18 protein-coding genes are annotated in these 20,754 nt (G+C 73.1%); 4 read left to right on the forward strand and 14 right to left on the reverse strand.

Annotation, left to right across the window (positions count from 1 at the left end; genetic code table 11):
* Positions 1 to 150: 150 nt before the first annotated feature.
* On the reverse strand, positions 151 to 2,082 hold the full coding sequence (locus ACFYZ4_RS33800) for a VanW family protein (protein WP_390785703.1): 1,932 nt from the start codon (positions 2,080 to 2,082) through the stop codon (positions 151 to 153).
* A gap of 145 nt (positions 2,083 to 2,227) precedes the next feature.
* Positions 2,228 to 3,046 (reverse strand): polyphosphate kinase 2, encoded by an 819-nt coding sequence (gene ppk2 / locus ACFYZ4_RS33805; protein WP_384353107.1) that lies wholly within the window; start codon positions 3,044 to 3,046, stop codon positions 2,228 to 2,230.
* 47 nt (positions 3,047 to 3,093) lie between these two features.
* On the opposite strand from ppk2, the gene ACFYZ4_RS33810 reads away from it, so the two are divergent.
* Complete coding sequence (locus tag ACFYZ4_RS33810) at positions 3,094 to 3,285, forward strand: hypothetical protein (RefSeq protein WP_384353104.1); 192 nt, start codon at positions 3,094 to 3,096, stop codon at positions 3,283 to 3,285.
* Between the two features lie 111 nt (positions 3,286 to 3,396).
* Entirely contained in the window at positions 3,397 to 5,277 is a 1,881-nt protein-coding gene (locus ACFYZ4_RS33815) for a protein kinase (RefSeq protein ID WP_390785704.1), read from the forward strand.
* Here the strand turns inward: ACFYZ4_RS33815 and ACFYZ4_RS33820 are convergent.
* The 5 genes from ACFYZ4_RS33820 to ACFYZ4_RS33840 form a co-directional block, all read right to left on the reverse strand.
* Entirely contained in the window at positions 5,274 to 6,674 is a 1,401-nt protein-coding gene (locus tag ACFYZ4_RS33820; RefSeq protein WP_351295418.1) for a M1 family metallopeptidase, read from the reverse strand. The two genes, ACFYZ4_RS33815 and ACFYZ4_RS33820, sit on opposite strands and share 4 nt — an antisense overlap.
* A 91-nt stretch (positions 6,675 to 6,765) precedes the next feature.
* Entirely contained in the window at positions 6,766 to 10,788 is a 4,023-nt protein-coding gene (locus ACFYZ4_RS33825; protein ID WP_390785705.1) for a Pls/PosA family non-ribosomal peptide synthetase, read from the reverse strand.
* Positions 10,789 to 11,013: 225 nt separating this feature from the next.
* Positions 11,014 to 11,514, reverse strand: coding sequence for a DUF6328 family protein (locus ACFYZ4_RS33830; protein ID WP_390785706.1), 501 nt, complete (start codon positions 11,512 to 11,514; stop codon positions 11,014 to 11,016).
* 44 nt (positions 11,515 to 11,558) lie between these two features.
* Entirely contained in the window at positions 11,559 to 11,882 is a 324-nt protein-coding gene (locus ACFYZ4_RS33835) for a plasmid stabilization protein (RefSeq protein ID WP_390785707.1), read from the reverse strand.
* A 53-nt stretch (positions 11,883 to 11,935) separates the two neighbouring features.
* A complete protein-coding gene (locus ACFYZ4_RS33840; RefSeq protein ID WP_351586841.1) occupies positions 11,936 to 12,373 on the reverse strand; it encodes a transcriptional repressor in 438 nt (145 codons plus the stop codon).
* A gap of 306 nt (positions 12,374 to 12,679) precedes the next feature.
* Here ACFYZ4_RS33840 and katG point away from each other — a divergent pair, with 306 nt between their 5' ends.
* Positions 12,680 to 14,911, forward strand: coding sequence for a catalase/peroxidase HPI (katG, locus tag ACFYZ4_RS33845; protein WP_390785708.1), 2,232 nt, complete (start codon positions 12,680 to 12,682; stop codon positions 14,909 to 14,911).
* 104 nt (positions 14,912 to 15,015) lie between these two features.
* Here katG and ACFYZ4_RS33850 read toward each other — a convergent pair whose 3' ends face one another.
* A complete protein-coding gene (locus ACFYZ4_RS33850; protein WP_390785709.1) occupies positions 15,016 to 15,390 on the reverse strand; it encodes a hypothetical protein in 375 nt (124 codons plus the stop codon).
* A 131-nt stretch (positions 15,391 to 15,521) separates the two neighbouring features.
* Complete coding sequence (locus ACFYZ4_RS33855) at positions 15,522 to 15,947, reverse strand: YjbQ family protein (RefSeq protein WP_351301298.1); 426 nt, start codon at positions 15,945 to 15,947, stop codon at positions 15,522 to 15,524.
* Between the two features lie 84 nt (positions 15,948 to 16,031).
* Between ACFYZ4_RS33855 and ACFYZ4_RS33860 the strand changes: the two genes are divergently transcribed.
* Positions 16,032 to 16,955, forward strand: a complete 924-nt coding sequence (locus tag ACFYZ4_RS33860; protein WP_390785710.1) for a hypothetical protein — start codon at positions 16,032 to 16,034, stop codon at positions 16,953 to 16,955.
* On the opposite strand, the gene ACFYZ4_RS33865 is transcribed toward ACFYZ4_RS33860, so the two are convergent.
* From ACFYZ4_RS33865 to ACFYZ4_RS33885, 5 genes are read right to left on the reverse strand one after another with little or no spacing between them, the layout of a single operon-like run.
* Positions 16,924 to 17,349 (reverse strand): VOC family protein, encoded by a 426-nt coding sequence (locus ACFYZ4_RS33865; RefSeq protein WP_390785711.1) that lies wholly within the window; start codon positions 17,347 to 17,349, stop codon positions 16,924 to 16,926. The two genes, ACFYZ4_RS33860 and ACFYZ4_RS33865, sit on opposite strands and share 32 nt — an antisense overlap.
* An 18-nt stretch (positions 17,350 to 17,367) precedes the next feature.
* On the reverse strand, positions 17,368 to 18,084 hold the full coding sequence (locus ACFYZ4_RS33870) for an ABC transporter ATP-binding protein (protein ID WP_351301307.1): 717 nt from the start codon (positions 18,082 to 18,084) through the stop codon (positions 17,368 to 17,370).
* Complete coding sequence (locus tag ACFYZ4_RS33875; protein WP_390785712.1) at positions 18,081 to 18,884, reverse strand: ABC transporter ATP-binding protein; 804 nt, start codon at positions 18,882 to 18,884, stop codon at positions 18,081 to 18,083. The genes ACFYZ4_RS33870 and ACFYZ4_RS33875 overlap by 4 nt, the downstream gene beginning before the upstream one ends.
* Complete coding sequence (locus ACFYZ4_RS33880) at positions 18,881 to 19,879, reverse strand: branched-chain amino acid ABC transporter permease (protein ID WP_390785713.1); 999 nt, start codon at positions 19,877 to 19,879, stop codon at positions 18,881 to 18,883. Before ACFYZ4_RS33880 ends, ACFYZ4_RS33875 begins: the two co-directional genes overlap by 4 nt.
* Complete coding sequence (locus ACFYZ4_RS33885; protein ID WP_351301316.1) at positions 19,876 to 20,754, reverse strand: branched-chain amino acid ABC transporter permease; 879 nt, start codon at positions 20,752 to 20,754, stop codon at positions 19,876 to 19,878. Before ACFYZ4_RS33885 ends, ACFYZ4_RS33880 begins: the two co-directional genes overlap by 4 nt.

The raw sequence follows: 20,754 nt of genomic DNA on the forward strand, positions 1-20,754 counted from the left end.
GGTTCTGTTGCCTAGCGGTGACCGCACCGACGTGCCCGGCACGGGTGGCGAGGAATGGTCACGAACCCAGTTGTAGCACTTCCGGGCCGCCATGGCTCCCATCGCGCACGGCGCGCGCCGGATCTGTCACACCTCGTCCTGGACGACCGGTCAGTGCGACGGGGTTCCGCCGAGGGCGAGCGGGCCGCCCACGGCCGTGGCGGACGGGGCCGTCGGGGTACGCGGCGCCTGCGCGGCCTGGGCGCCCCGGGCGGCCTGACGGGTCTCCGGGGCCTGCTCGGCCGGCTGGGTGCCCGGTGCCGGCGAGGCCCCCGGTGCCTGCGAGGTTCCCGGCGCCGGCGAAGCGCCCGGGGTCGGCGAGGCCTCCGGCGTGCAGGTCACCTCGTCGCGCGGCGTGTAGTGGGTCTTGAACTCCTCGTGCTTGACCTCCTTGCCGCCCTGGACGAAGACACGGCCGACGGCCACGTCGAAGCCCTCGAGCGGGGTCTGGACCTCGCAGGTCGGCGCGCTTCCCGTCCGCTTGGCGGGCGGGGTGACGTTCGTGCGCGGCCCCTTGGTCGCCCGTATCTCGTCGTACTTCTTCGTGCCGAGGAGGGAGATGGTCAGCGAGGTGTCGGTGGACCGGGCCTGGATGTAGAGGGGGTGGCCGGAGTCGTTGATCCAGCGCAGGTCGAGGGTGCCCCAGGCGACGGTGGCCTCCCGGCCCTCGGGGTAGCGCTCGATGTAGAAGGAGTGGGCGCCGTGCTCGACGGGCTTGACGCCCGCGAAGAACACCGCGTTGTACATGGTGGTGGCGACCGCCGAGACGCCTCCGCCGGGCGATTTCACGTACTGGCCGTCGTTGATCATGATCCCGTCGACGAAGCCGTTCTCGGGGGTGCGCTCGCCGACCGTACGGTTGAAGCTCCACTCCTCCCCCGGCATGACGACGGAGCCGTTGATCAGCTCCACGGCGCGGCCGATGTTGGTGGTGCGGTACGGGGCCGCCGGGAACTCGACGGTGAAGGAGGAGACCTTCTCCTTGATGCCGAGCCGCCGCGCCTCCTCGGCGGAGAGCTCCGGCCGGACGGCCACGGTGGCGAGCTCGCCGCTGCGGGCCTCGCCCGAGCGGGTCAGCAGGGGCAGCACGGCCTTGCCGAGGGCCGCCTCCGTGACCTGTCGGCCCTCACGGCCCGGATCGCCGATGACCACCTTGCCGTCCGCGTCGAGCCGGGGCACGGCGTCGCGCGGGGCCGTGGTGACCTCCCCGATCGGGCGGGCCACGGCGGGGTCGGCGAGCAGGCCCTTGGAGTCGAGGGCCGGCACGAGACGGCCCTGGGCGTCGGGCCGCATCTTCAGGTGCTCGCCGAGGACGCCGGGGCCTATGGACAGGCGCTGCCCGGCGACATTGAGGGTGACGGGCCCGGACATCGCGGGCTGCGCGAACTGGCGCATGGCCCGTCCGGTCTCCTCGGTGCCGATGCGGGGCCGGGTGCGCTCGACGGGCAGCACGACGGGGCCCGCGGCCGGTCGCAGGTAGGCCGTACGGAGGGTGTCGACGGCCTGGTCCTCGACGAGGGTGACGCCCTGCTGCGGGGCGACGGCCTTCGCCGCGCCCTTGTCGAACGTGATCGACCCGTCGCGGGCCTGCTGCCCGGTGGCCGCGCCGATGCGGTCGACCGCGGCCCGGGCGGTCTGCTCGTTCATCCGGGTCACCGGCTGGACCTCGCGGTCGTCGGAGGCGAAGAGCCGGCCGATGACGGTGGCCGGGCCGTATCCCGTCCGGACGGCCTGGTCGACGGTCGCGGTGGTGTCGAGCGAGAGCCCGAGCGTGGCGGGGTCGGCCTTCTCCACGCGGTCGCCGATCTTCATCGCGACCGGGGCCGCGGCGGAGGGCCCGAGCTCGTGGGTCAGCTTCCGCTCCGCCTGCGCCCGGCTCATGCCGCCGATGTCCACTCCCAGGACGCTCGTGCCCTGGTCGATGTCAGCGCCGGCCACGAGCCCGGTGACGTAGAGGCCGCCGCCGAGTCCGAGCACGACGGCGCCGCCTGCCAGCGGCAGGGCGATACGTCGGTTGGAGGTCCAGTTGCCCACTCGTCCCATGTCTCTCCCACGGCGCCTACCGGTCAAGCGGGTGGCGCGGGCCCCACAAGCGACCCATATACGACAGTTCCGGGAGGTAATGATCCACGCCAAATGGGTGATTCTGGGGTGAATGTAATAGTTCTCACGATGGGCTCGATGGGGGTCATGCCGTGCTCAGCGTGGCCGCGTGATCGGGGACGGCGGTCTGCAGGTCCTTGGGCGGCCGCTCGTATCCCGTCGACGCGGGCCGGGCCGGCAGGACGAGCGAGGGCAGGGCCACGGACGCGTACGGGACCGTGGACAGCAGGTGGGCGATCATGTTGAGCCGCGCGCTGCGCTTGTCGTCGCTCTCGACCACGTACCAGGGGGCGTCCACGGTGTCGGTGTGGACCAGCATCGCGTCCTTGGCCCGCGAGTACGCCTCCCAGCGCGTGAGGGACTCCAGGTCCATGGGAGAGAGCTTCCAGCGCCGCAGGGGGTCCTCCGTACGGCGGCGGAAGCGTTCCTCCTGAACGGCGTCGCTCACCGAGAACCAGTACTTGCGCAGCAGGATCCCGTCCTCGACGAGCATCCGCTCGAAGACGGGACACTGGCGCAGGAACCGCTGGTGCTCCGCGGGGGTGCAGAAGCCCATGACGTGCTCCACCCCGGCGCGGTTGTACCAGCTGCGGTCGAACAGCACGATCTCGCCCTCGGCCGGCAGGTGCTCCACGTAGCGCTGGAAGTACCACTGGCCGCGTTCGCGCTCCGTCGGTTTCGGAAGGGCCGCGATCCGTGCGACGCGGGGGTTGAGGTGCTCGGCGACCCGCTTGATCGTTCCGCCCTTGCCCGCCGCGTCGCGGCCCTCGAAGACGACGACGAGCCGGGCGCCCTCCGCCCGCACCCACTCCTGGAGCTGGACCAGCTCGGTCTGGAGCCGCAGCAGCTCCTTCTCGTAGACCGCCTTCTTGAGGCCCATGACCGTCTCCTCGTCGTCGTCCATCGCGTGGATCAAGGCCGCCACCGCGTACGGCGCCGATATCGCGGTGCGTGAGCGACAAGATACGCAAGCGGCGGCTGCGCATGGGGTTGCCGCCGCCCGCCAAGGCGCGCGTCCGCCCGTCGCGCCTCGGCCGGGGAGGCGAGCGCGACCAGGATGCCGCCGGGGCGCAGGGAGCGCACCTGGCCCAGACCATCGGCGTCTGCCACATGACCTACCGGCAGGCGTTCCGCGTCGGCTGACGGGAGGGTGCGCCGTCTTCGCGCCAAGTCGGCGCTCGGGCAGGCGCGTTGCCGATGGCGGATCATCGGGTTAGATTTCTGGAAACTGATTCTAATTCGAGCGGGGCAGACGTGTTAGAGCTGACGGGGAGCGGAGCCGAGCCGCTGGAGGCGGGGGATCCGCGCCGGATCGGGGCCATTCCGCTGGCGGGCCGGCTCGGGGCCGGCGGCATGGGGCGGGTCTACCTCGGGGTCCAGGAGGGCCGGTACGTCGCCGTCAAGCAGCTGCTGGCCTCCGTCGTCGGCGAGGACGAGGACTTCCTGCGGCGTTTCGGGCACGAGCTGGACAACCTCGCCCGGCTGCCCGCGGAGGCCACCGCGCCGCTGCTCGCCAGCGACCGCACCGCGAGCCCGCCGTGGTTCGCCACCGCGTACATCCCCGGGCTCACCCTGCGGGAGGCCATCGCGCTGCACGGCGGCCCGCTGCCCGCGGACGCGCTGTGGCTGCTGCTGCGGGAGGCGGCGGCGGGCCTGGCGTCGGTGCACGCGCTGGACATGGTGCACCGGGACCTCAAACCGTCCAACGTCATGCTGACGCTCGACGGTCTCACGCTCATCGACTTCGGCGTCGCCCGCGCCGCGGAGCAGAGCCAGCTGACCAGGACCGGCATGGTGGTGGGCACACCCGCCTACATGGCTCCCGAACAGGCCTCGGGCAGGCGGCGGTTGAGCGGCGCCACCGACGTCTTCGCACTGGGGTCGGTCCTCGCGTACGCGGCGTGCGGACAGCCGCCCTTCGGCGACGAGTCGGGGCACGGGGTGCTGTACCGCATCGTCCACGAGGAACCCGACCTGGATCCGTTGCGGGAGGTGGAGCCGGAACTCGCCGACCTCGTCGCGGCCTGCCTGGACAAGGACCCCGACGCCCGCCCCACCGCGGCCGAGCTCCTCGAACGCGCCGCGCAGCACGGGCCGTTCACGGAACCGCTGTGGCCGGCGGCCATCGCCGAGCGGCTGACCGAGCGGGCCGCCTTCGCCGCGAACGTGCAGGAGGTCGACGTACCGACGCTCCCGCTCGCGGGTGAGAAGCCGGACCCGGATACCGAAACAGACCCGGCACCGGCACCGGGCAAGGGATCCGGGAAGGCGTCGGAGGATCCGGAGCCGGCGCCCGCACCCGCCGCGTCCCGCCCGGAACAGCGCCGCCGCACCCGCGTCCTGCTGGCCGTCTTCCCCGTCGTCGTGGTCGCGGGCGGCACGACGCTCGCCGTCCAGTACCTGCCGCACACGGGCTCGCCGCAGGCCGATGCGCGGAACACCCCGCAGACCTCGGTCACGGCGCCGGCCGATCCGTCGCCGCCGACGACGACGGGCGGCAGCCCGGCGGCGACGACGGCGTCACCCGCACAGTCGCCGGCCCAAGACCAGGCGCAGGGCGGGGCGGGCGGCGTCCCCCCGAACGCGGCCGCCGCGGGCTCCGGCCAGGGCCCCGGCTCCGGCCCGGGCGGCGGCGCCCAGACCGGTCCGGGCGGCTCGGGCGGCTCGGCCGGAGCCGGCAACTCCGCGAACGCGGGCGGCGCCGGCAGTACGCGCCCCTCCGGCGGCGGGACGTCCACGGCCCCCACGGCCCCGGCCCCTCCGGCACCCCCCGCGTCCGGCACCTACCGCTACCGCAACGGCAACAACAACCGGTGCATCACCCACGTTTTCGGGGCCGCGGACTCCGGCGAGTGCTCCGACGGGTCCGCCCGCTGGACCGTGCAGGGCAGGTCGGACGGCGGCTTCAGGCTCGTCAACCAGCAGAGCGGCCAGTGCCTGTACTCCAACGGCCTCAACCAGGCCGTCTTCGTGGGCGACTGCGCCCAGGACATCGGCCGGATCTGGCGCACGGGCGCGAACGGCAGCCTCCGCAGCGACCTCGGCGGCGGCTGCCTCGACCTGGGCATGGCCAGCGGCCTGGTGACGACGTCCTGCGGCGGTGAGGCCTCCCAGCGCTGGACGAGGCAGAGCTAGGCCGAGGTTCGGCCGCGGCGGCCCTTGCCGGGGCCGCCGTTCGTCGGGGGGTAGCCGGGCTTCGCCGGTATCGCCGGGGAGGGCAGCGGCGGGAGTGCGGGCTCGTAGAGCCAGGCCGAGAACAGGTCGTCCAGGGGCTCGGCGGTGTAGCGAGCCGCGTGGGTGGTGAAGCCGGCGGTGGTCACCACCCCGTTGCGGTGGACGGTGAGCCAGTCGCGCAGCATGCGGAAGAACGGGCCGTCGCCCAGGGCGCAGCGGACCGCGTGCACGACGAGGCCCCCGCGCTGGTACAGGCGGTCGTCGAACATCAGCTTGCGGCCCGGGTCGGCCAGCCGCAGGTCCTGCGTGCGCGTGGCCAGCAGCCGGTGCGCGGTGACCGCCAGCTCGTGCGCGGTGCGTCCGCCGGAGCGCTCCGACCAGAGCCATTCGGCGTACTTCGCGAAGCCCTCGTTCAGCCAGATGTGCCGCCAGTCGGCGATGGTCACGCTGTTGCCGAACCACTGGTGCGCGAGCTCGTGGGCGATGAGGCGTTCCGAGCCGCGCGCGCCGTCGACGTGGTTGGTGCCGAACAGCGAGAGGCCCTGGGCCTCGACCGGTACGTCCAGTTCCTCGTCGGCGACGACGACCGTGTACTCGCCGAAGGGGTAGGGCCCGAACAGTTCCTCGAACAGCTGCATCATCGCGGGCTGCCGGGCGAAGTCGCGGGAGAACTGCGGCAGCAGGTGCGCGGGCACGTGGGCGCTCTGCGGGACACCGCCGAGCCCCGGGTCGCCGAGCAGCACCGTCTGGTGCATGCCGATGGACAGGCCGACGAGGTAGCTGGAGGTCGGCGCGGACTGCTCGTACACCCAGGTGGTGGTGCTGGCCCTGGTGGTCCGGGTGAGCAGCCGGCCGCCGGCGACCACGGTGTAGGCGGAGGGCGTGTTGACGGAGATCTGGTACGAGGCCTTGTCGGCGGGGCGGTCGTTGCAGGGGTACCAGGAGGGGGCGCCGACCGGCTGGCTGGCCACGAGCGCGCCGTCGGTCAGTTCCTCCCAGCCGAGTCCGCCCCAGGGGCTGCGGACCGGCTTGGGGTTGCCCGCCCAGTGCACCTCCACGGTGAAGGCGGCGCCGGCGGGCAGCGGCTTGGCCGGCCGGATGCGGAGCTTGCCGCCGCGGTGGGCGTAGTGCGGCGCCCGGCCGTTGACGAGGACGCGTCCTATTCTGAACTCGGCCAGGTTGAGGTGGAACTCGGTGAGCGGGGCCCGCCCGGCGATGGCGCTGAGCCGGGCCGTCCCGGCCAGCCGGTTGGGGCCGGGACGGTATTCCAGAGCGAGTTCGTACCGGTGCACTCGGTAACGGGAGTCGCCGTTGGCCGGAAAGTACGGGTCCGACACCTCTGTCTTCTGGCCGCTCACTGCCGCTTCCGCTCCCTGCGCTGTGCTCGTACGACGTGCTGGTGTCCCGCTGCCGCCACTGCCGCTTCCGACCACCGCAGGGACGGTCCTTTCAGGACCGCCACGCCTCGATCGGATTGCCCAGCCAACGGGTGTCGGCGGGGACGGATTCCCCGGCCATCACGAGCGAGGCGGGACCCAGCGTGCTGCGGGCCCCGACCGTGCTGCCGGGCAGGACGATTCCGCCCGGGCCCAGGGTGGCGCCCTCGCGGAGGACCACAGTATCCGTCCTCAAGATCCGGTCGTGGAAGAGGTGTGTCTGCAACACACAGCCGCGGTTCACGCTGACCGCGTCGCCCAGGACGACCAGGTCCGTCTCGGGCAGCCAGTAGCTCTCGCACCACACGCCGCGGCCGATCCGGGCGCCGAGTGCGCGCAGCCACAGGGCCAGCAGCGGGGTGCCGGGCACGGATCCGGCCAGCCACGGCACGGCCAGTACCTCGACGAAGGTGTCGGCCAGTTCGTTGCGCCATACGAAGGCGCTCCACAGCGGGTGCTCGCCCGTCCGGTGGCGGCCCACGAGCAGCCACTTCGCGGCCACCGAGACCGCGCAGGCGGCCACCCCTGCGGCCAGCAGGACCGCTCCGGACAGCAGGGCGGTGCCCCAGATCCCCAGCCCGGTCGCCGTGCTCAGCGCGCAGAGCGCCGCGACGGTCAGGACGGCCAGCGCGGCCGAGCAGAACACCGGGAGGAGCCGGCACAGCTCCACCAGCCCGCGCGCCCACAGCAGGTGCGCGGGCGGGTCGTAGGTCCGGCTCTGGTCGGCGTCTGCGGCGGAGCGCGGCAGCCTGACCGGCGGCAGGCCGAGGTACGAGCTGCCCTTCTTGGCCTTCTTCGGGGTGGCGGACAGCACGCCGACCAGCCCGTCGTCCGGCACGCTGCGGCCGGGGGCGGTCATTCCGGAGTTGCCGAGGAAGGCCCGGCGGCCGATCTCGGAGTGTCCGATGCGTACCCAGCCGCCGCCCAGTTCGCAGGGGGCGGTCAGGGTGTCGTCGGCGAGGAACGCGCCTTCGCCCACGGTGGTGAGGCTGGGCAGCGCGAGGACGGTGGACACCTCCGCGCCCCGGCCGATCTTCATGCCGAGCAGGCGCAGCCACACGGGCGTGATCAGCCCGGCGTACAGCGGGAAGAGCGTCTCCCGGGACAGGTCCATCAGCTGGGTGACGGTCCAGGCCTGCCAGCCGACCCTGCTGTGCGTCGGATGGTTGCCCGTGCGCAGTCCGAGGCTGAGCAGCCGTACGGAGACCAGCAGGAACAGGGCGTACGCGCAGCCGAAGGCGAGGGCCCCGGGGACGACGGCGATCAGTGCTCCGCGCAGGGCCTGGGCGAGCCCGGCGTCGGCGGGCACGAACAGGCTCACCACGAGCAGGGCGGGCACGGTGGCGAGCACGGGCAGGGCCGTGAGGCAGAAGCCGGTGGCTCCGTACATGGCCCGCCAGTGGATCGAACGCGGCGGGCGTTCCTTGGGCCAGTTGCGCTTGGCCTTGCCGAGCTTGCCGGCGGGCGCTCCGGCCCAGCGCTGGCCGGTGGGGATCTGGCCGACCACGGCGGAACCGGGGGCCACCTCGGCCCGCTTGCCGACCCGGGCGCCGGGGAAGAGGATGCTGCGGGTGCCGACCACCGCGCCGGCGCCGACCTTGACCTGGCCGATCTCCAGCCGGTCCCCGTCGAGCCAGTGCCCGGAGAGGTCCACCTCGGACTCCACGGCGCAGCCGCGGCCGAGTTTGAGCATGCCCGTGACCGGGGGCAGGGAGTGCAGGTCCACCTCGGGGCCGATCTTGGCGCCGAGGGCCCGCCCGTAGCGTTCCAGCCAGGAGCCGGTGAGCGAGGTCGCGCCGACGTACTCGGCCAGCCGCTCGGCGGTCCACAGCCTCAGGTGCACGCTTCCGCCGCGCGGATGGCGGCCCGCCTTCACGCCGCGCAGCAGCAGGCGGGCGCCGCCGGCGGCGATCGCGAGGCGGCCGGGCGGGCTGAAGAGCAGTGCGGCTCCGGCGGCGACGAGCCACCAGGAGGCGGTCGGCACCCACGGGTAGGGACCGAACCAGTGCAGTACGTTGCCCAGGGCCAGCAGCGCCACGGTCCAGCGCAGGCCGACCAGGGTGTACAGCGGGAGCAGCAGCAGCGACTGGATCACCTTGGCGCGGAGCGGTACGGGGGCGATGGTCCGGACCGCGCCGTCGTCCTGGACGGACTTCTCCAGCCGCCGGGCCAGCTTGCGCAGGGTGGGCTGCTGGTAGATGTCGAGTACGGCCGCGCTCGGGTAGCGGGTGCGCAGCCGGGTGGTGAGCTGGGCGGCGGCGAGGCTGCTGCCGCCGATCGCGAAGAAGTCGTCGGCGGCGCTGCTGACGGCCACGCCGAGGGTCTCGCTCCACTGCTCGGCGAGCCAGGCCTCGGTGCCGTAGAGCTGCTCGGCGGGGCCGGTGGTCTCCAGTTCGGGCAGCGGCCAGGGCAGCGCGTCGCGGTCCACCTTGCCGGAGGTGCGGGTGGGCAGCTCGTCGACGGGAGCGAGCAGCGGTACGAGGGCCGCGGGCAGCTCGGAGCGGAGCCGTTCGACGGCGGCCGCGTGGTCCCAGCCGTCCTGGGTGACGAGGTAGCCGACGAGGAGCTGGTTGCCGCTGCGGGCGGTGCGTACGGCGGCGGCCGCGCCGGCGACGCCGGGCAGGGCCTGCAGGGCGGCGTCCACCTCGCCGAGCTCGATCCGGCGGCCGCCGAGCTTGATCTGCTCGTCGGCGCGGCCGAGGAAGACCAGGCCTTCCGGTTCGGCGCGGACGAGGTCGCCGCTGCGGTAGGCGCGCTGCCAGCCGAGGGAGTCGAGCGGGGCGTACTTCTCGGCGTCCTTCTCGGGGTCGAGGTAGCGGGCGAGGCCGACGCCGCCGATGACGAGCTGGCCGCTGCCGCCCATCGGCACCGGTTCGCCGGACTCGTCGACCACGGCCAGTTCCCAGCCGTTGAGGGGGAGGCCGATCCGGATGGGTTCCTCGCCGGTGAGGAGCGAGGCGCAGGCGACGACGGTGGCCTCGGTGGGTCCGTAGGTGTTCCAGACCTCGCGGCCCTCGGTGACCAGGCGCTGGGTTAGCTCGGGCGGGCAGGCCTCGCCACCGAAGATCAGCAGCCGGACCTCGTTGAGGGTCTCGGGCTCCCAGAGCGCGGCGAGGGTCGGCACGGTGGAGACCACGGTGATCTCCTGGTCGGCCAGCCAGGGGCCCAGGTCGGCGCCGCTGCGGACCTGGGAGCGCGGGACGGGCACGAGGCAGGCGCCGTAGCGCCAGGCGAGCCACATCTCCTCACAGGAGGCGTCGAAGGCGACGGACAGCCCGGCCATGACGCGGTCGCCGGGTCCGATCGGCTCCTCGGTGAGGAACAGCGCGGCCTCGGCGTCGACGAAGGCGGCGGCGCTGCGGTGGGTGACGGCGACGCCCTTGGGCTTGCCGGTGGAGCCGGAGGTGAAGATGATCCACGCGTCGTGCTCGGGGCCGGGGCGCGCGGCGGACACGGCAGCGTCGGGGCCGGTGGTGGTGGCGGGGCCGGTGGTGGTGGCGGGGCCGGTGGTGGTGGCGGGGCCGGTGGTGGCGGCCGTGGCGTGGATGCGCCCTCCGGCGCCCAGGACCGCGCGTACGCCGGCCTCGCCGAAGACCAGCTCGGCGCGCTCGTCGGGGTCCTCGGCGTCGACCGGGACGTAGGCGGCGCCCGCGGCGAGCACGGCGAGGATGCCCGCGTACAGCTCGTTGGTCCCGGACGGCACGCGTACGCCGACCCGGTCGCCGCGGCCCACCCCGGCGGCCGCGAGGGCGCGGCGGCGGCGCTCGACCTCGGCGGCCAGCGCCCGGTAGGTCAGGCGGGTGGTGCCGTCGTCCAGGGCGAGCTCGTCGGGGTACGCCCGTACGGAGGCCTCGAAGATGTCGACGAGGGTGCGCGTCGGGGCGGCGGGTCCGGCGGAGAACCGGGCGGACTTGCCGGACTCGCCGTTCGCGTCGGACTCCCCGCTCGCGTCCCGGCCCGCGCAACGGCCCGCGTCCCCGTACGCGTCCTCGCCGTCGAGCAGAGTGAGTTCACCGTGCTCAGGTGTTGCAGCCATCGGCCCTCGCGTCTCGTTCCCGGACGTCCCGGGTCGCCGGCGGAGCCCAGGTCTGCCCGGGTTGTTCCGTTCCAGCGCCAAACAACCCACCAGTCTAGTGCGGCATCAAGAATTTTCTTCTTGAAGCCTGACGTGTGGCCGGGAAGGAACGATGGCGCCGCACCGTGGTGAACGGGTCGTGAACCGGTCACGAACGGGCCTGCCGCTCGGTGCTCCGCGGTGCGCTCAGTGCTCCGCGGTGTACCGGATCCGCGCCCACAGCGGGAGGACGAACCAGCACAGGAGGTACCAGGCCAGCACGCCCGCCACCAGCCAGGGGACGAGGGCGTCGTGCGTGGCGACCCGCAGGACCAGGAACAGGGCCGCGGTGCAGGTGGCCAGCAGCAGGACGAGTCCGGTGAAGGTCAGGCGGGAGGCCCAGGCCACGGCCTGGGGCTTGATGCGCCGGCCGGAGACGACGCGGTGGAAGGCGACGGGCCCGATGAGCGCGCCGGTCGCCAGCGAGCCGAGCACGACGGTGACGATGTAGATGGTCTTGTCGGTCTGCGGAAGTTCGTGGAAGAGGGGGGTGAACACGACCGTCAACAGGAATCCGAAGAGGATCTGCACGCCCGTCTGGGCAACGCGGATCTCCTGGATCAGCTCCTGCCACTGCCGGTCCGCGCGTTCCTCCTCGCTCTCGCTTCTTCCGTCGGGCTCTTCTCTTCCGTAGGGCTCTTCCGGCATGGCGACTCCACGGGTCGACGGCCGACGGGGAGGCGGCCTACGGATCAATGGCCCAGCTCGCGCTTGAGTTCGGCCTTGTCCATGGAGGACCGGCCGTGCAGGTTGCGGCGCTTGGCCTCCGCGTAGAGCTGGTCGTAGGTGGGCCCCTGTGCGCCGCTGTGGGAGCGCTGTCCGCCCCGCTTGGCGGAGGACATGTCCTCGAGCGACGTCTTGCTCGCCGTCTTGGACTCGCCGGCGCGGGCCCGTTCCTTGTTGACCGTCCTGGCGGCGATCTCCTCGGCACGCTCGGTGCTCTCGCCGCGCTTCTGCGCGCTGTCCTTGATGTGTTCGTACTGGCGTTCGCGCTTCTGGCTGAAACTGCGGGGCATGGTGCCTCCTTGGTCGAAGCCCGGTGCGCGGCGTCTACCCGCTCGGCGCCCGCTCACTCCCGGGCCCCCTCCCGCGCCCTCCCGGCGCAGGTCGGGCACAGGCCGCGGTAGGTGACCTCGACCCCGGACACCGTGAAACCGAAGCGTTCCTCCGCCGGGAGGCCGGCCAGGGGGCTTCCGGTCGGGTGGACGTCGCGGATCAGGCCACAGCCGGAGCACACCAGGTGCTGGTGCGGGTGGTGCGCGTTGGGGTCGTAGCGCTTGGCGCGGCCGTCGGTGGTGACCTCCGCGACCTCGCCGAGGGCGACCAGCTCGCCCAGGGCGTTGTAGACGGTGGCCCGGGAGATCTCGGGCAGCCGCTCCGCCGCACGGGCGTGCACCTCGTCGGCCGTGAGGTGCACGTGGTCTCCGTCGAGGACCTCCGCGACCACGCGCCGCTGGGACGTCATCCGCCAGCCACGCCCGCGCAGCCGCCGCAGCAGGTCACTCATATCGGCTCACCTGTTTCAGGTTCGACGGGTGCCCGAGGTCTGTCGGCCGACATCGGGGATCCGACTCAATATGGGCTTGGTGTGCTTCTTGACTTGGATTGCGTCCATCGTAGGATCGGTTTGATGGATAGCCAAGAGACAGGACGACTCCAGAGCGGCAGGTGACACCGTCCGGGACGGTGCCCGCCTCGGCGTCGAGCCGACCGACGAGGCAGAGACCGAGACCGTGCGCGGGGCCCGCGCCCCGGCAGTTCCCTCGCATTCAGTTCCTGAACACCGTGATCCGCCTGGTACGGAAGGATTCCCATGTCTGAGAACCATGATGCAATCGTCGTAGACGCCAAGTCGGAGGGCGGTGGCGGCTGCCCGGTCGCCCACGAGCGCGCCCCGCATCCGACCCAGGGCGGCGGAAACCGGCAGTGGTGGCCGGAACGGCTCAACTTGAAGATCCTCGCCAAGAACCCCGCCGTGGCCAACCCGCTCGGTGAGGAGTTCGACTACGCCGAGGCGTTCAAGACCCTCGATCTCCCGGCCGTGAAGCAGGACATCGCGGAGGTGCTGACCACCTCGCAGGACTGGTGGCCCGCCGACTTCGGCCACTACGGCCCCTTCATGATCCGGATGGCCTGGCACAGCGCCGGCACCTACCGCATCAGCGACGGCCGCGGTGGCGCCGGGGCCGGCCAGCAGCGTTTCGCACCGCTCAACAGCTGGCCGGACAACGGCAACCTCGACAAGGCCCGCCGCCTGCTGTGGCCGGTCAAGAAGAAGTACGGCCAGAGCCTGTCGTGGGCCGACCTCCTGATCCTGACCGGCAACGTGGCCCTGGAGCAGATGGGCTTCGAGACCTTCGGCTTCGGCGGCGGTCGCGCGGACGTCTGGGAGCCCGACGAGGACGTCTACTGGGGTCCCGAGACCACCTGGCTCGACGACGAGCGCTACACCGGCGACCGCGAGCTGGAGAACCCGCTCGGCGCGGTCCAGATGGGCCTCATCTACGTCAACCCGGAGGGCCCGAACGGCACTCCGGACCCGCTGGCCGCCGCGCGCGACATCCGTGAGACGTTCCGCCGGATGGCGATGAACGACGAGGAGACGGTCGCCCTGATCGCGGGCGGCCACACCTTCGGCAAGACCCACGGCGCGGGCCCGGCGGAGAGCGTCGGCGCGGACCCCGAGGCCGCCTCGATCGAGCAGCAGGGCCTCGGCTGGGCGAACTCCTTCGGTACCGGCAAGGGCGCCGACGCGATCACCAGCGGTCTGGAGGGCATCTGGACGAACACCCCGATCACCTGGGACAACAGCTTCTTCGAGATCCTCTTCGGCTATGAGTGGGAGCTGTTCAAGAGCCCGGCCGGCGCCCACCAGTGGCGGCCGAAGGACGGGGCGGGCGAGGGTACCGTGCCCGACGCCCACGACGCGTCCAAGAGCCACGCTCCGACGATGCTGACGACCGACCTCTCGCTGCGGATCGACCCGGCCTACGAGCAGATCTCCCGGCGCTTCCTGGAGAACCCCGCCGAGTTCGCGGACGCCTTCGCCCGCGCCTGGTACAAGCTGACCCACCGTGACATGGGCCCCGTCGTGCGCTACCTCGGCCCGGAGGTCCCGGCCGAGACGCTGCTGTGGCAGGACCCGCTCCCGCCGGTCACGCACGAGCTCGTCGGCGCCGCCGACATCGCCTCCCTCAAGGAGCAGGTCCTCGCCTCGGACCTGACGGTGTCCCAGCTCGTGTCCACGGCGTGGGCCTCGGCCTCGTCGTTCCGCGGCAGCGACAAGCGCGGCGGTGCCAACGGCGCGCGCATCCGCCTCCAGCCGCAGAGCGGGTGGGAGGTCAACGAGCCCGACCAGCTGGCGACGGTGCTGCGCACGCTGACGGGGATTCAGGAGTCCTTCAACGCCGCCCAGTCCGGCGGCAAGCGGATCTCGCTCGCCGACCTGATCGTGCTCGCCGGTGCGGCCGCCGTCGAACAGGGCGCCAAGGACGCCGGTTTCGACGTCGAGGTGCCCTTCGCGCCGGGCCGCGCCGACGCGGCGCAGGAGCAGACGGACGTGGAGTCGTTCGCCGCGCTGGAGCCGACCGCCGACGGGTTCCGCAACCACCTCGGGAAGGGCAACCGGCTGCCGGCCGAATACCTGCTGCTCGACCGGGCGAACCTGCTGAACCTGAGCGCGCCCGAGCTGACCGTCCTGGTCGGTGGCCTGCGCGTCCTCGGCGCGAACCACCAGCAGAGCTCGCACGGCGTCTTCACCACCTCCCCCGGGTCCCTGACCAACGACTTCTTCGTCAACCTGCTCGACCTGGGTACGACGTGGAAGGCGACGGCCGGGGACGAGAGCACCTTCGAGGGCCGTGACGCCGCCACGGGCGCCGTCAAGTGGACCGGCACCCGCGCCGACCTGGTCTTCGGGTCGAACTCGGAGCTGCGCGCACTCGCGGAGGTCTACGCGAGCGACGACGCGAAGGCGAAGTTCGTGAAGGACTTCGTCGCCGCCTGGGACAAGGTGATGAGGCTGGACCGCTTCGACCTCGTGTGACCCGACGTCCGGGCCGGCCGCCCCGCTTCGGCCGGCCGGCCCGGACTCTCCGGGAGGCGGCGCGGCCCATCGGCCCGAGCACGCCCCGGCTCGGCCGGTGGCGGTCACTCCACTCGGGCTATCTCCTGGTCCACGGCGTCGAGTTCCGCCTCCCGGCCCATGCGTGCCAGCTGCCTCTTGTAGCGGAGCAGCGCGCCGACGAGCAGACGTGCCCGGCCGGGCTCCATGGCGTACACGCGGCGGGCGGCTGCGACGGCCTCGGCCCGCAGGGCCAGGGCCGTCTCGGGCAGATGGGCGAACTCGTGGCGGCTGTACTGGTACAACGCGTCGGTCAGCAGGGGCAGATACGCCAGCGGACTCACCTGCGCGAGCACGCGGTAGGCGGCCACCTCCTGCCGGACCGGCAGCGCCTGTGATCCGAGGAGGGCCACTCGGGCTCGGAGTACGGCGTCGTGGCTGGGGTGTGCTGTGTGAGTCATGACGATGATTCTCAAAGCCGCACAGGGGTCCGAACAAGACAATCCGGCTGTGCCCTTGGTCCTACGAAAATGCCGTCTGACCTGTCATGATGGTGACGTCTTCACCCCTGCGCCCCCTTCCTGACGATCTTTCAGCAGCCGAGGAAGGACAGACGGACCCGGCGCCGGGGGTTGTCCCGGTTGGTGTCCACCAGGGTGACGGATTGCCAGGTGCCCAGCGCGAGCGTCCCGTCGATCACCGGCAGCGTCGCGTGGGGCGGGACGATCGCGGGCAGTACGTGGTCCCGCCCGTGGCCGGGGGATCCGTGCCGGTGCCGCCAGCGGTCGTCGGCGGGCAGGAGGGACCCCAGGGCCGTCAGGAGGTCGTCGTCGCTGCCCGCTCCCGTCTCGATGACGGCGAGGCCGGCGGTCGCGTGGGGCGTGAAGAGGTTCAGCAGTCCGCACTGGCCCCGTGCCACCTCCGCGAGGAAGGCGGCACAGGCAGCGGTCAGGTCGTGGACCGTCTCCCGGTCCCCGGTCGTCACGTCGATGGTGCGCGAAGCGAAGGTGTCGGCCATGGCCCCATCCTCACGCCGTGGATCGCCGCAGCCGTGCAGCCACGGCGGTGTCGGCCGGCCCGGCGCGAGGAGGCGGCCGAATCGATGGAAGGGGGGCCGGTGGAGGGCGAGGTGTCGGTGGCCGAGGTGAAGGCCCTGGCGGAGGGGCTCGTCGCGCTCGATGTGGCGGCCGGGGCGCGGTGGGCGGTGGGCGCGGCCCTGGAGGCCGTCCGTACGGTCGATGGCGGCGGGCCGGTACGGGACGACGCGGGGCGGGCCGCGCACGCCGAGCTGTTCCAGGTCGCCGCGTGGATCGCCTTCGACGCCGAACGGCACGGCCTGTCCCGGCGGCTCCACCGGCGGGCCCTGGAGCTGGCCCGCGGCGGCCGCGGGGCCGGACCCGCCACCGTGGAACCCCTGGTGCTCGCGGTGCTGGCGATGCAGGAGGAGCACCTGGGCCGGCCCGCGCGTTCCCTTCGGATCGCCTCGTCCGTGCTGGCCCGCGAGGATCTTCCCGGGCGCGTCGCGGCGATCTTCCAGGTGCGCGCGGGGCGGGCGCTGGCCCGGCTGGGGCGCGGGCCCGAGGCCGGGCGGGCCCTGCGCACCGCCGCCGAGCTGCTCGCCGACCCGCCGACGGACCGGGACCCGTCGTGGGCCTGGTGGTTCGACCGGCCCGAGCTCGAAGGCCACCAGGGGCTGGCGCGGGCCGCCTTGGGGGACCTGGACGCGGCGGCCGCCCTCCTGCACGGCGCGGCGCACGCCGATGGTGACGGCCCGGCCTACCGGGTGCTGTTCGCGGCGGAGCTCGCCCGGGTCCTGGCCCTGGCGGGCGACTGGCGCGAGACCGACACGGCGATGGGGGCCCTGATGGACGCCGTGCCCGCCGTGGGGTCCGTACGGGCGCTGCGGGTGATGGGCCGGGCCGCCCGGCTCGTCGAGGGCGGCCGCCGCGTACCGCGCCGTACCCGCGACACCGCCCGCCACCTCGCCCGGGCGCTCAGGAACCCGGTGGCTGCGCCGCCACGATGACGTTGCCGTACAGGTCGGCGAAGTGCAGGGAACGGCCCTCGTCCCCCACCCGTTCGTTCCACACCCGCACACCCTGGGCCCGCAGGTGGGCTCCGGTCCGGCCCACGTCGTCCGTGTACAGGACGAGCAGCGGCCGGCCACCGCACTGACGGCCGATCAGCTCGCGTTCCCCGGCCGCGGTCACGGGCATCAGCCAGATACCGGCCGCCGGCCGCCCGGTCGGGCCGGGCAGGCCGATGTGCAGGTAGCGGTAGCCGTCGGCGGTCTGGTCGTGCAGCACCACGAAGCCCAGGACGTCCCGGTAGAAGCCCAGGGCGGCTTCGGCGTCCGCGACGAGCACCACCGTGCGGCCGAGGGCGGTGAAGGGCGGTTCGCGGTCGGGAGAGGGGACCATCGGTGAGTCCTTCCGGTATCAGTCGACGCCGACGCCCAGCAGACGCCGCCGGTCTTCGGGGCTGGACGCGAATGCGGCCGCGGCCGCCCGGTGCACGATGCGGCCCTTCTGCATGACGGCCACCTGCTGGGCGGCGGACAGGGCGAGCCCCAGGTTCTGCTCGACGAGGACGACCGTCATGCCCTGCGCGCTCACCTCGCGGATCACCTCGCCCACCTGCGCGACGATCGCGGGGGCGAGACCGTCGGACGGTTCGTCGAGGAGCAGCAGCCGCGGATTGCCCAGCAGGGCCCGGGCGATGGCGAGCATCTGCTGTTCCCCGCCGGAGAGCTCGTCCCCGCGGTGTCCCAGCCGCTCCCCCAGCCTCGGCAGCAGGTCGAGGACGCGCGCCCGGGTCCACGGCCCCCGCACGCGGCGCCGTGGCGCGGCGATCGCGAGGTGCTCCGCCACGGTCAGCGGTGCGAACACCCGGCGCCCCTGCGGGACGACGCCCACCCCGGCCCGGGCGATCACGTCCACGCGGGCGCCGCCGATCTCCCGGCCGTCGAGCGCGACGCTGCCCTCGTAGGGCCGGACGAATCCCATGACGGTCGAGATGAGGGTGGTCTTCCCGACCCCGTTGCGCCCGAGGACGGCGAGGGTCCCGCCCGCTTCGAGGTCGAGGTCGACGCCGCCCAGGACGACGCCGCCGGAGTAGCCGGAGCGCAGGTCGCGCACGCTGAAGAACGGTTTCACGAGGAGACCTCCGTGGTGCCCAGGTAGGCGCTCTGGACCTCGGCGGAGGCCCGCACCTCGTCCGGGGGGCCGGTGGTGAGGTGGTGGCCGAGGTGCATGACGGTCACGGTGTCGGCGAGTTCGAAGACCATGTCGAGGTCGTGTTCGATGAGGAGTACGGTCACGTCGTCGGGCAGGGCCGCGATCAGCCGGGTGAGCCGCTCCGTCTCCGCCGGCGACATGCCGGCGGCCGGTTCGTCCAGGAGCAGCAGCCGCGGTTCGGTGGCGAGTGCCACGGCGACCTCCAGCTGGCGCCGTTCGCCGTGCGAGAGCTCCGCCGCCGGCACGTCGTGCCGGGTGGGGAGGCCGACGCGCTCCAGCAGGGTGCGCGCCCGCGCCGTCGCGGCGGCCCGGGCCCCGGCCTTCCGCCGGCCGCCGAGCCCCGCTCCGGCCGCGGCCTCGACGCCTGCCCCGGCCCCGGCCCCGGCCCGGCGCAACGCGGCGAGCAGGACGTTCTCCAGCACGGTCTCCGGCAGGAAGAGGCTGGAGTGCTGGAAGGTCGCGGCGATGCCGAGTCCGACCCGTCGGTGCACGGGCAGCCGGGTCACGTCCCGCCCGTCGAGGAGCAGGGAGCCGGCGGTGGCGGCCAGGGTGCCGGAGACGAGGCCGAACAGCGTGGACTTGCCGGCGCCGTTCGGGCCGATGACGGCGTGGCGCGCGCCGGCGCGCACGGTGAAGCCCACCTCGTCCACGGCCCGGAAGGAGCCGAAGTGCTTCGAGACTCCGCGTAGTTCCAGGAGATCGGGTGCGGGATCGGTCACGCCGTCCTCTTCCGGGTCGGCCTCGACGGGAGCCGTACGCCGGCCAGCCCGCGGGGCAGTGTGTAGACGGCGATGACGAAGAGCAGCCCGAGCAGCAGCGGCCCGCGCCCGGCGACGGCCTCCAGGTTCCCGAGGTGGTCGCGGGTGGTCCAGATCAGCGCGGCCGCGGCGCAGGTCCCCCACATCGAACCCGAGCCGCCGATGACGACGGCCAGCAGCGCCAGGGCCGCGATCTCGAATCCGGCGTCGCCGGGCGAGACGAACCGCTGCACGGAGACCCACAGCGACCCGGCGGCGCCGGCCAGCGCCGCGGCGCCGCAGTAGACGGTCAGGGCGTACCGCCGGGTGGGGTAGCCGATGGCCTTCATGCGGGCCTCGTTGTCGCGGATTCCGCGCAGGGCGAGGGCGAAGGGGGTCGAGCCGAGCCGGCTGACGGCCGTGAAGAGCAGCAGGAACACGGCCAGTACGTAGAAGTAGACCAGTCCGTCGAGCTCCAGCGCGGGCATGCCGGGCAGCGGGACGACGGGCGGGATGCCGGACATGCCGTCGCTGCCGTTGGTGAGCGTCTTCCAGTTGACCGCGGCGCTGTACGCGATCTCGCCGACGGCCAGCGTCAGCATCAGGAACACCACTCCGCGGGCCCGGACGGCGAGCCATCCGGTCGGCACGGCCACCAGCGCGGAGACGGCCGCGGCGACGAGGAGTTGGAGTGCGCCGATGTCGGTGAGCCGGGTCGCGACGATCGCCCCCGTGTAGGCGCCGACGCCGAAGTAGGCGGACTGTCCGAGGGTGGGCAGTCCGGTCAGGCCGGTGAGCAGGTTCACGCTCAGGGCGAGCAGGGCGAAGACCAGGACCCGGGAGAGGGTGCCGATGGCGTACGAGCCGAGGAGGAAGGGGGCCAGGGCGAGTGCGGTGACCACGGCGGTGACCAGCAGTCGCCGGGTGGTGGAGCCCGGCTGTGTCGAGGCGGACGTGGACGTCGCGGAGTGGCTCATGTGCGCACCGCCGACGCGACCAGGCCGTGCGGGCGGACGACGAGCACCAGCAGCATGGTCCCGAAGAGGAGGAAGGGCGCGTACTCCGGGAGCAGGGCCACGCCGAGCGTCTGGACCTGGCCGATGAGCAGGGCGCCGGCGAGCGCGCCGCGTACGGAGCCGAGGCCGCCGACGACCACGACGACGAGCGAGAGGACGAGCACGCTCTCGTCGACGCCCGGCCCGGGTCCCAGGATCGGTGCGCCGAGGACTCCGCCGACGGCTGCCAGGGCCGCCCCGGACGCGAAGACCCCGTAGAGCACCTTGCGGATGTCGACGCCCTGGGCGCGGACCATGTCCCGGTCCGCGACGGTGGCCCTCACCAGGGCCCCGAGCGAGCTGCGTTCGAAGACGAGGTACACGACGGTCGCGAGGCAGGCGGCGACGGCGATGAACACCAGCCGGTACACCGGATAGGTGTGGCCGAGGAGGTCCACCGTCCCGCGCAGCGCGGTCGGCGGGTCGGTGGGGAGCACCTCGCCGCCGAAGGAGGCGGCGAGGAGGTCGGCGACGATGAAGGTGATGCCGAGCGTGAGCACGGCCTGGTCCAGGTGCCCGCGCCGGGCCAGCGGCTGGGTGAGCGCCGTCAGCGCCGCTCCCCCGAGGGCGCCCACCAGGGCGCCGGCCGCCAGGGCGAGGAGGAGGCCCGGCAGGGTTCCGTCGGAGAGCGCGTAGGCGGTGTAGGCGCCCGCGAGGTAGAGCGTGCCGTGCGCCAGGTTGAGGACGTCCATCATGCCGAAGACCAGGGAGAGACCCACCGCGATCGTGAACAGCAGCAGTCCGAAGGCGACTCCGTCGACGACGCTGACGACGTTGCCGTCCAGCCATCCGCCCAT

Origin of the sequence: Streptomyces sp. NPDC001513, from assembly GCF_042894695.1 — a bacterium.
Classification (GTDB): domain Bacteria; phylum Actinomycetota; class Actinomycetes; order Streptomycetales; family Streptomycetaceae; genus Streptomyces.

Excerpts from the sequence above, each read along its gene's own strand:
- ACFYZ4_RS33800 (WP_390785703.1), bottom strand. The coding sequence starts at position 2,082 with ATGGGACGAGTGGGCAACTGGACCTCCAACCGACGTATCGCCCTGCCG.
- ppk2 (WP_384353107.1), bottom strand. The coding sequence starts at position 3,046 with ATGGACGACGACGAGGAGACGGTCATGGGCCTCAAGAAGGCGGTCTAC.
- ACFYZ4_RS33825 (WP_390785705.1), bottom strand. The coding sequence starts at position 10,788 with ATGGCTGCAACACCTGAGCACGGTGAACTCACTCTGCTCGACGGCGAG.
- ACFYZ4_RS33830 (WP_390785706.1), bottom strand. The coding sequence starts at position 11,514 with ATGCCGGAAGAGCCCTACGGAAGAGAAGAGCCCGACGGAAGAAGCGAG.
- ACFYZ4_RS33835 (WP_390785707.1), bottom strand. The coding sequence starts at position 11,882 with ATGCCCCGCAGTTTCAGCCAGAAGCGCGAACGCCAGTACGAACACATC.
- ACFYZ4_RS33840 (WP_351586841.1), bottom strand. The coding sequence starts at position 12,373 with ATGAGTGACCTGCTGCGGCGGCTGCGCGGGCGTGGCTGGCGGATGACG.
- katG (WP_390785708.1), top strand. The coding sequence starts at position 12,680 with ATGTCTGAGAACCATGATGCAATCGTCGTAGACGCCAAGTCGGAGGGC.
- ACFYZ4_RS33850 (WP_390785709.1), bottom strand. The coding sequence starts at position 15,390 with ATGACTCACACAGCACACCCCAGCCACGACGCCGTACTCCGAGCCCGA.
- ACFYZ4_RS33855 (WP_351301298.1), bottom strand. The coding sequence starts at position 15,947 with ATGGCCGACACCTTCGCTTCGCGCACCATCGACGTGACGACCGGGGAC.
- ACFYZ4_RS33860 (WP_390785710.1), top strand. The coding sequence starts at position 16,032 with ATGGAAGGGGGGCCGGTGGAGGGCGAGGTGTCGGTGGCCGAGGTGAAG.
- ACFYZ4_RS33865 (WP_390785711.1), bottom strand. The coding sequence starts at position 17,349 with ATGGTCCCCTCTCCCGACCGCGAACCGCCCTTCACCGCCCTCGGCCGC.
- ACFYZ4_RS33880 (WP_390785713.1), bottom strand. The coding sequence starts at position 19,879 with ATGAGCCACTCCGCGACGTCCACGTCCGCCTCGACACAGCCGGGCTCC.
- ACFYZ4_RS33885 (WP_351301316.1), bottom strand. The coding sequence starts at position 20,754 with ATGGGCGGATGGCTGGACGGCAACGTCGTCAGCGTCGTCGACGGAGTC.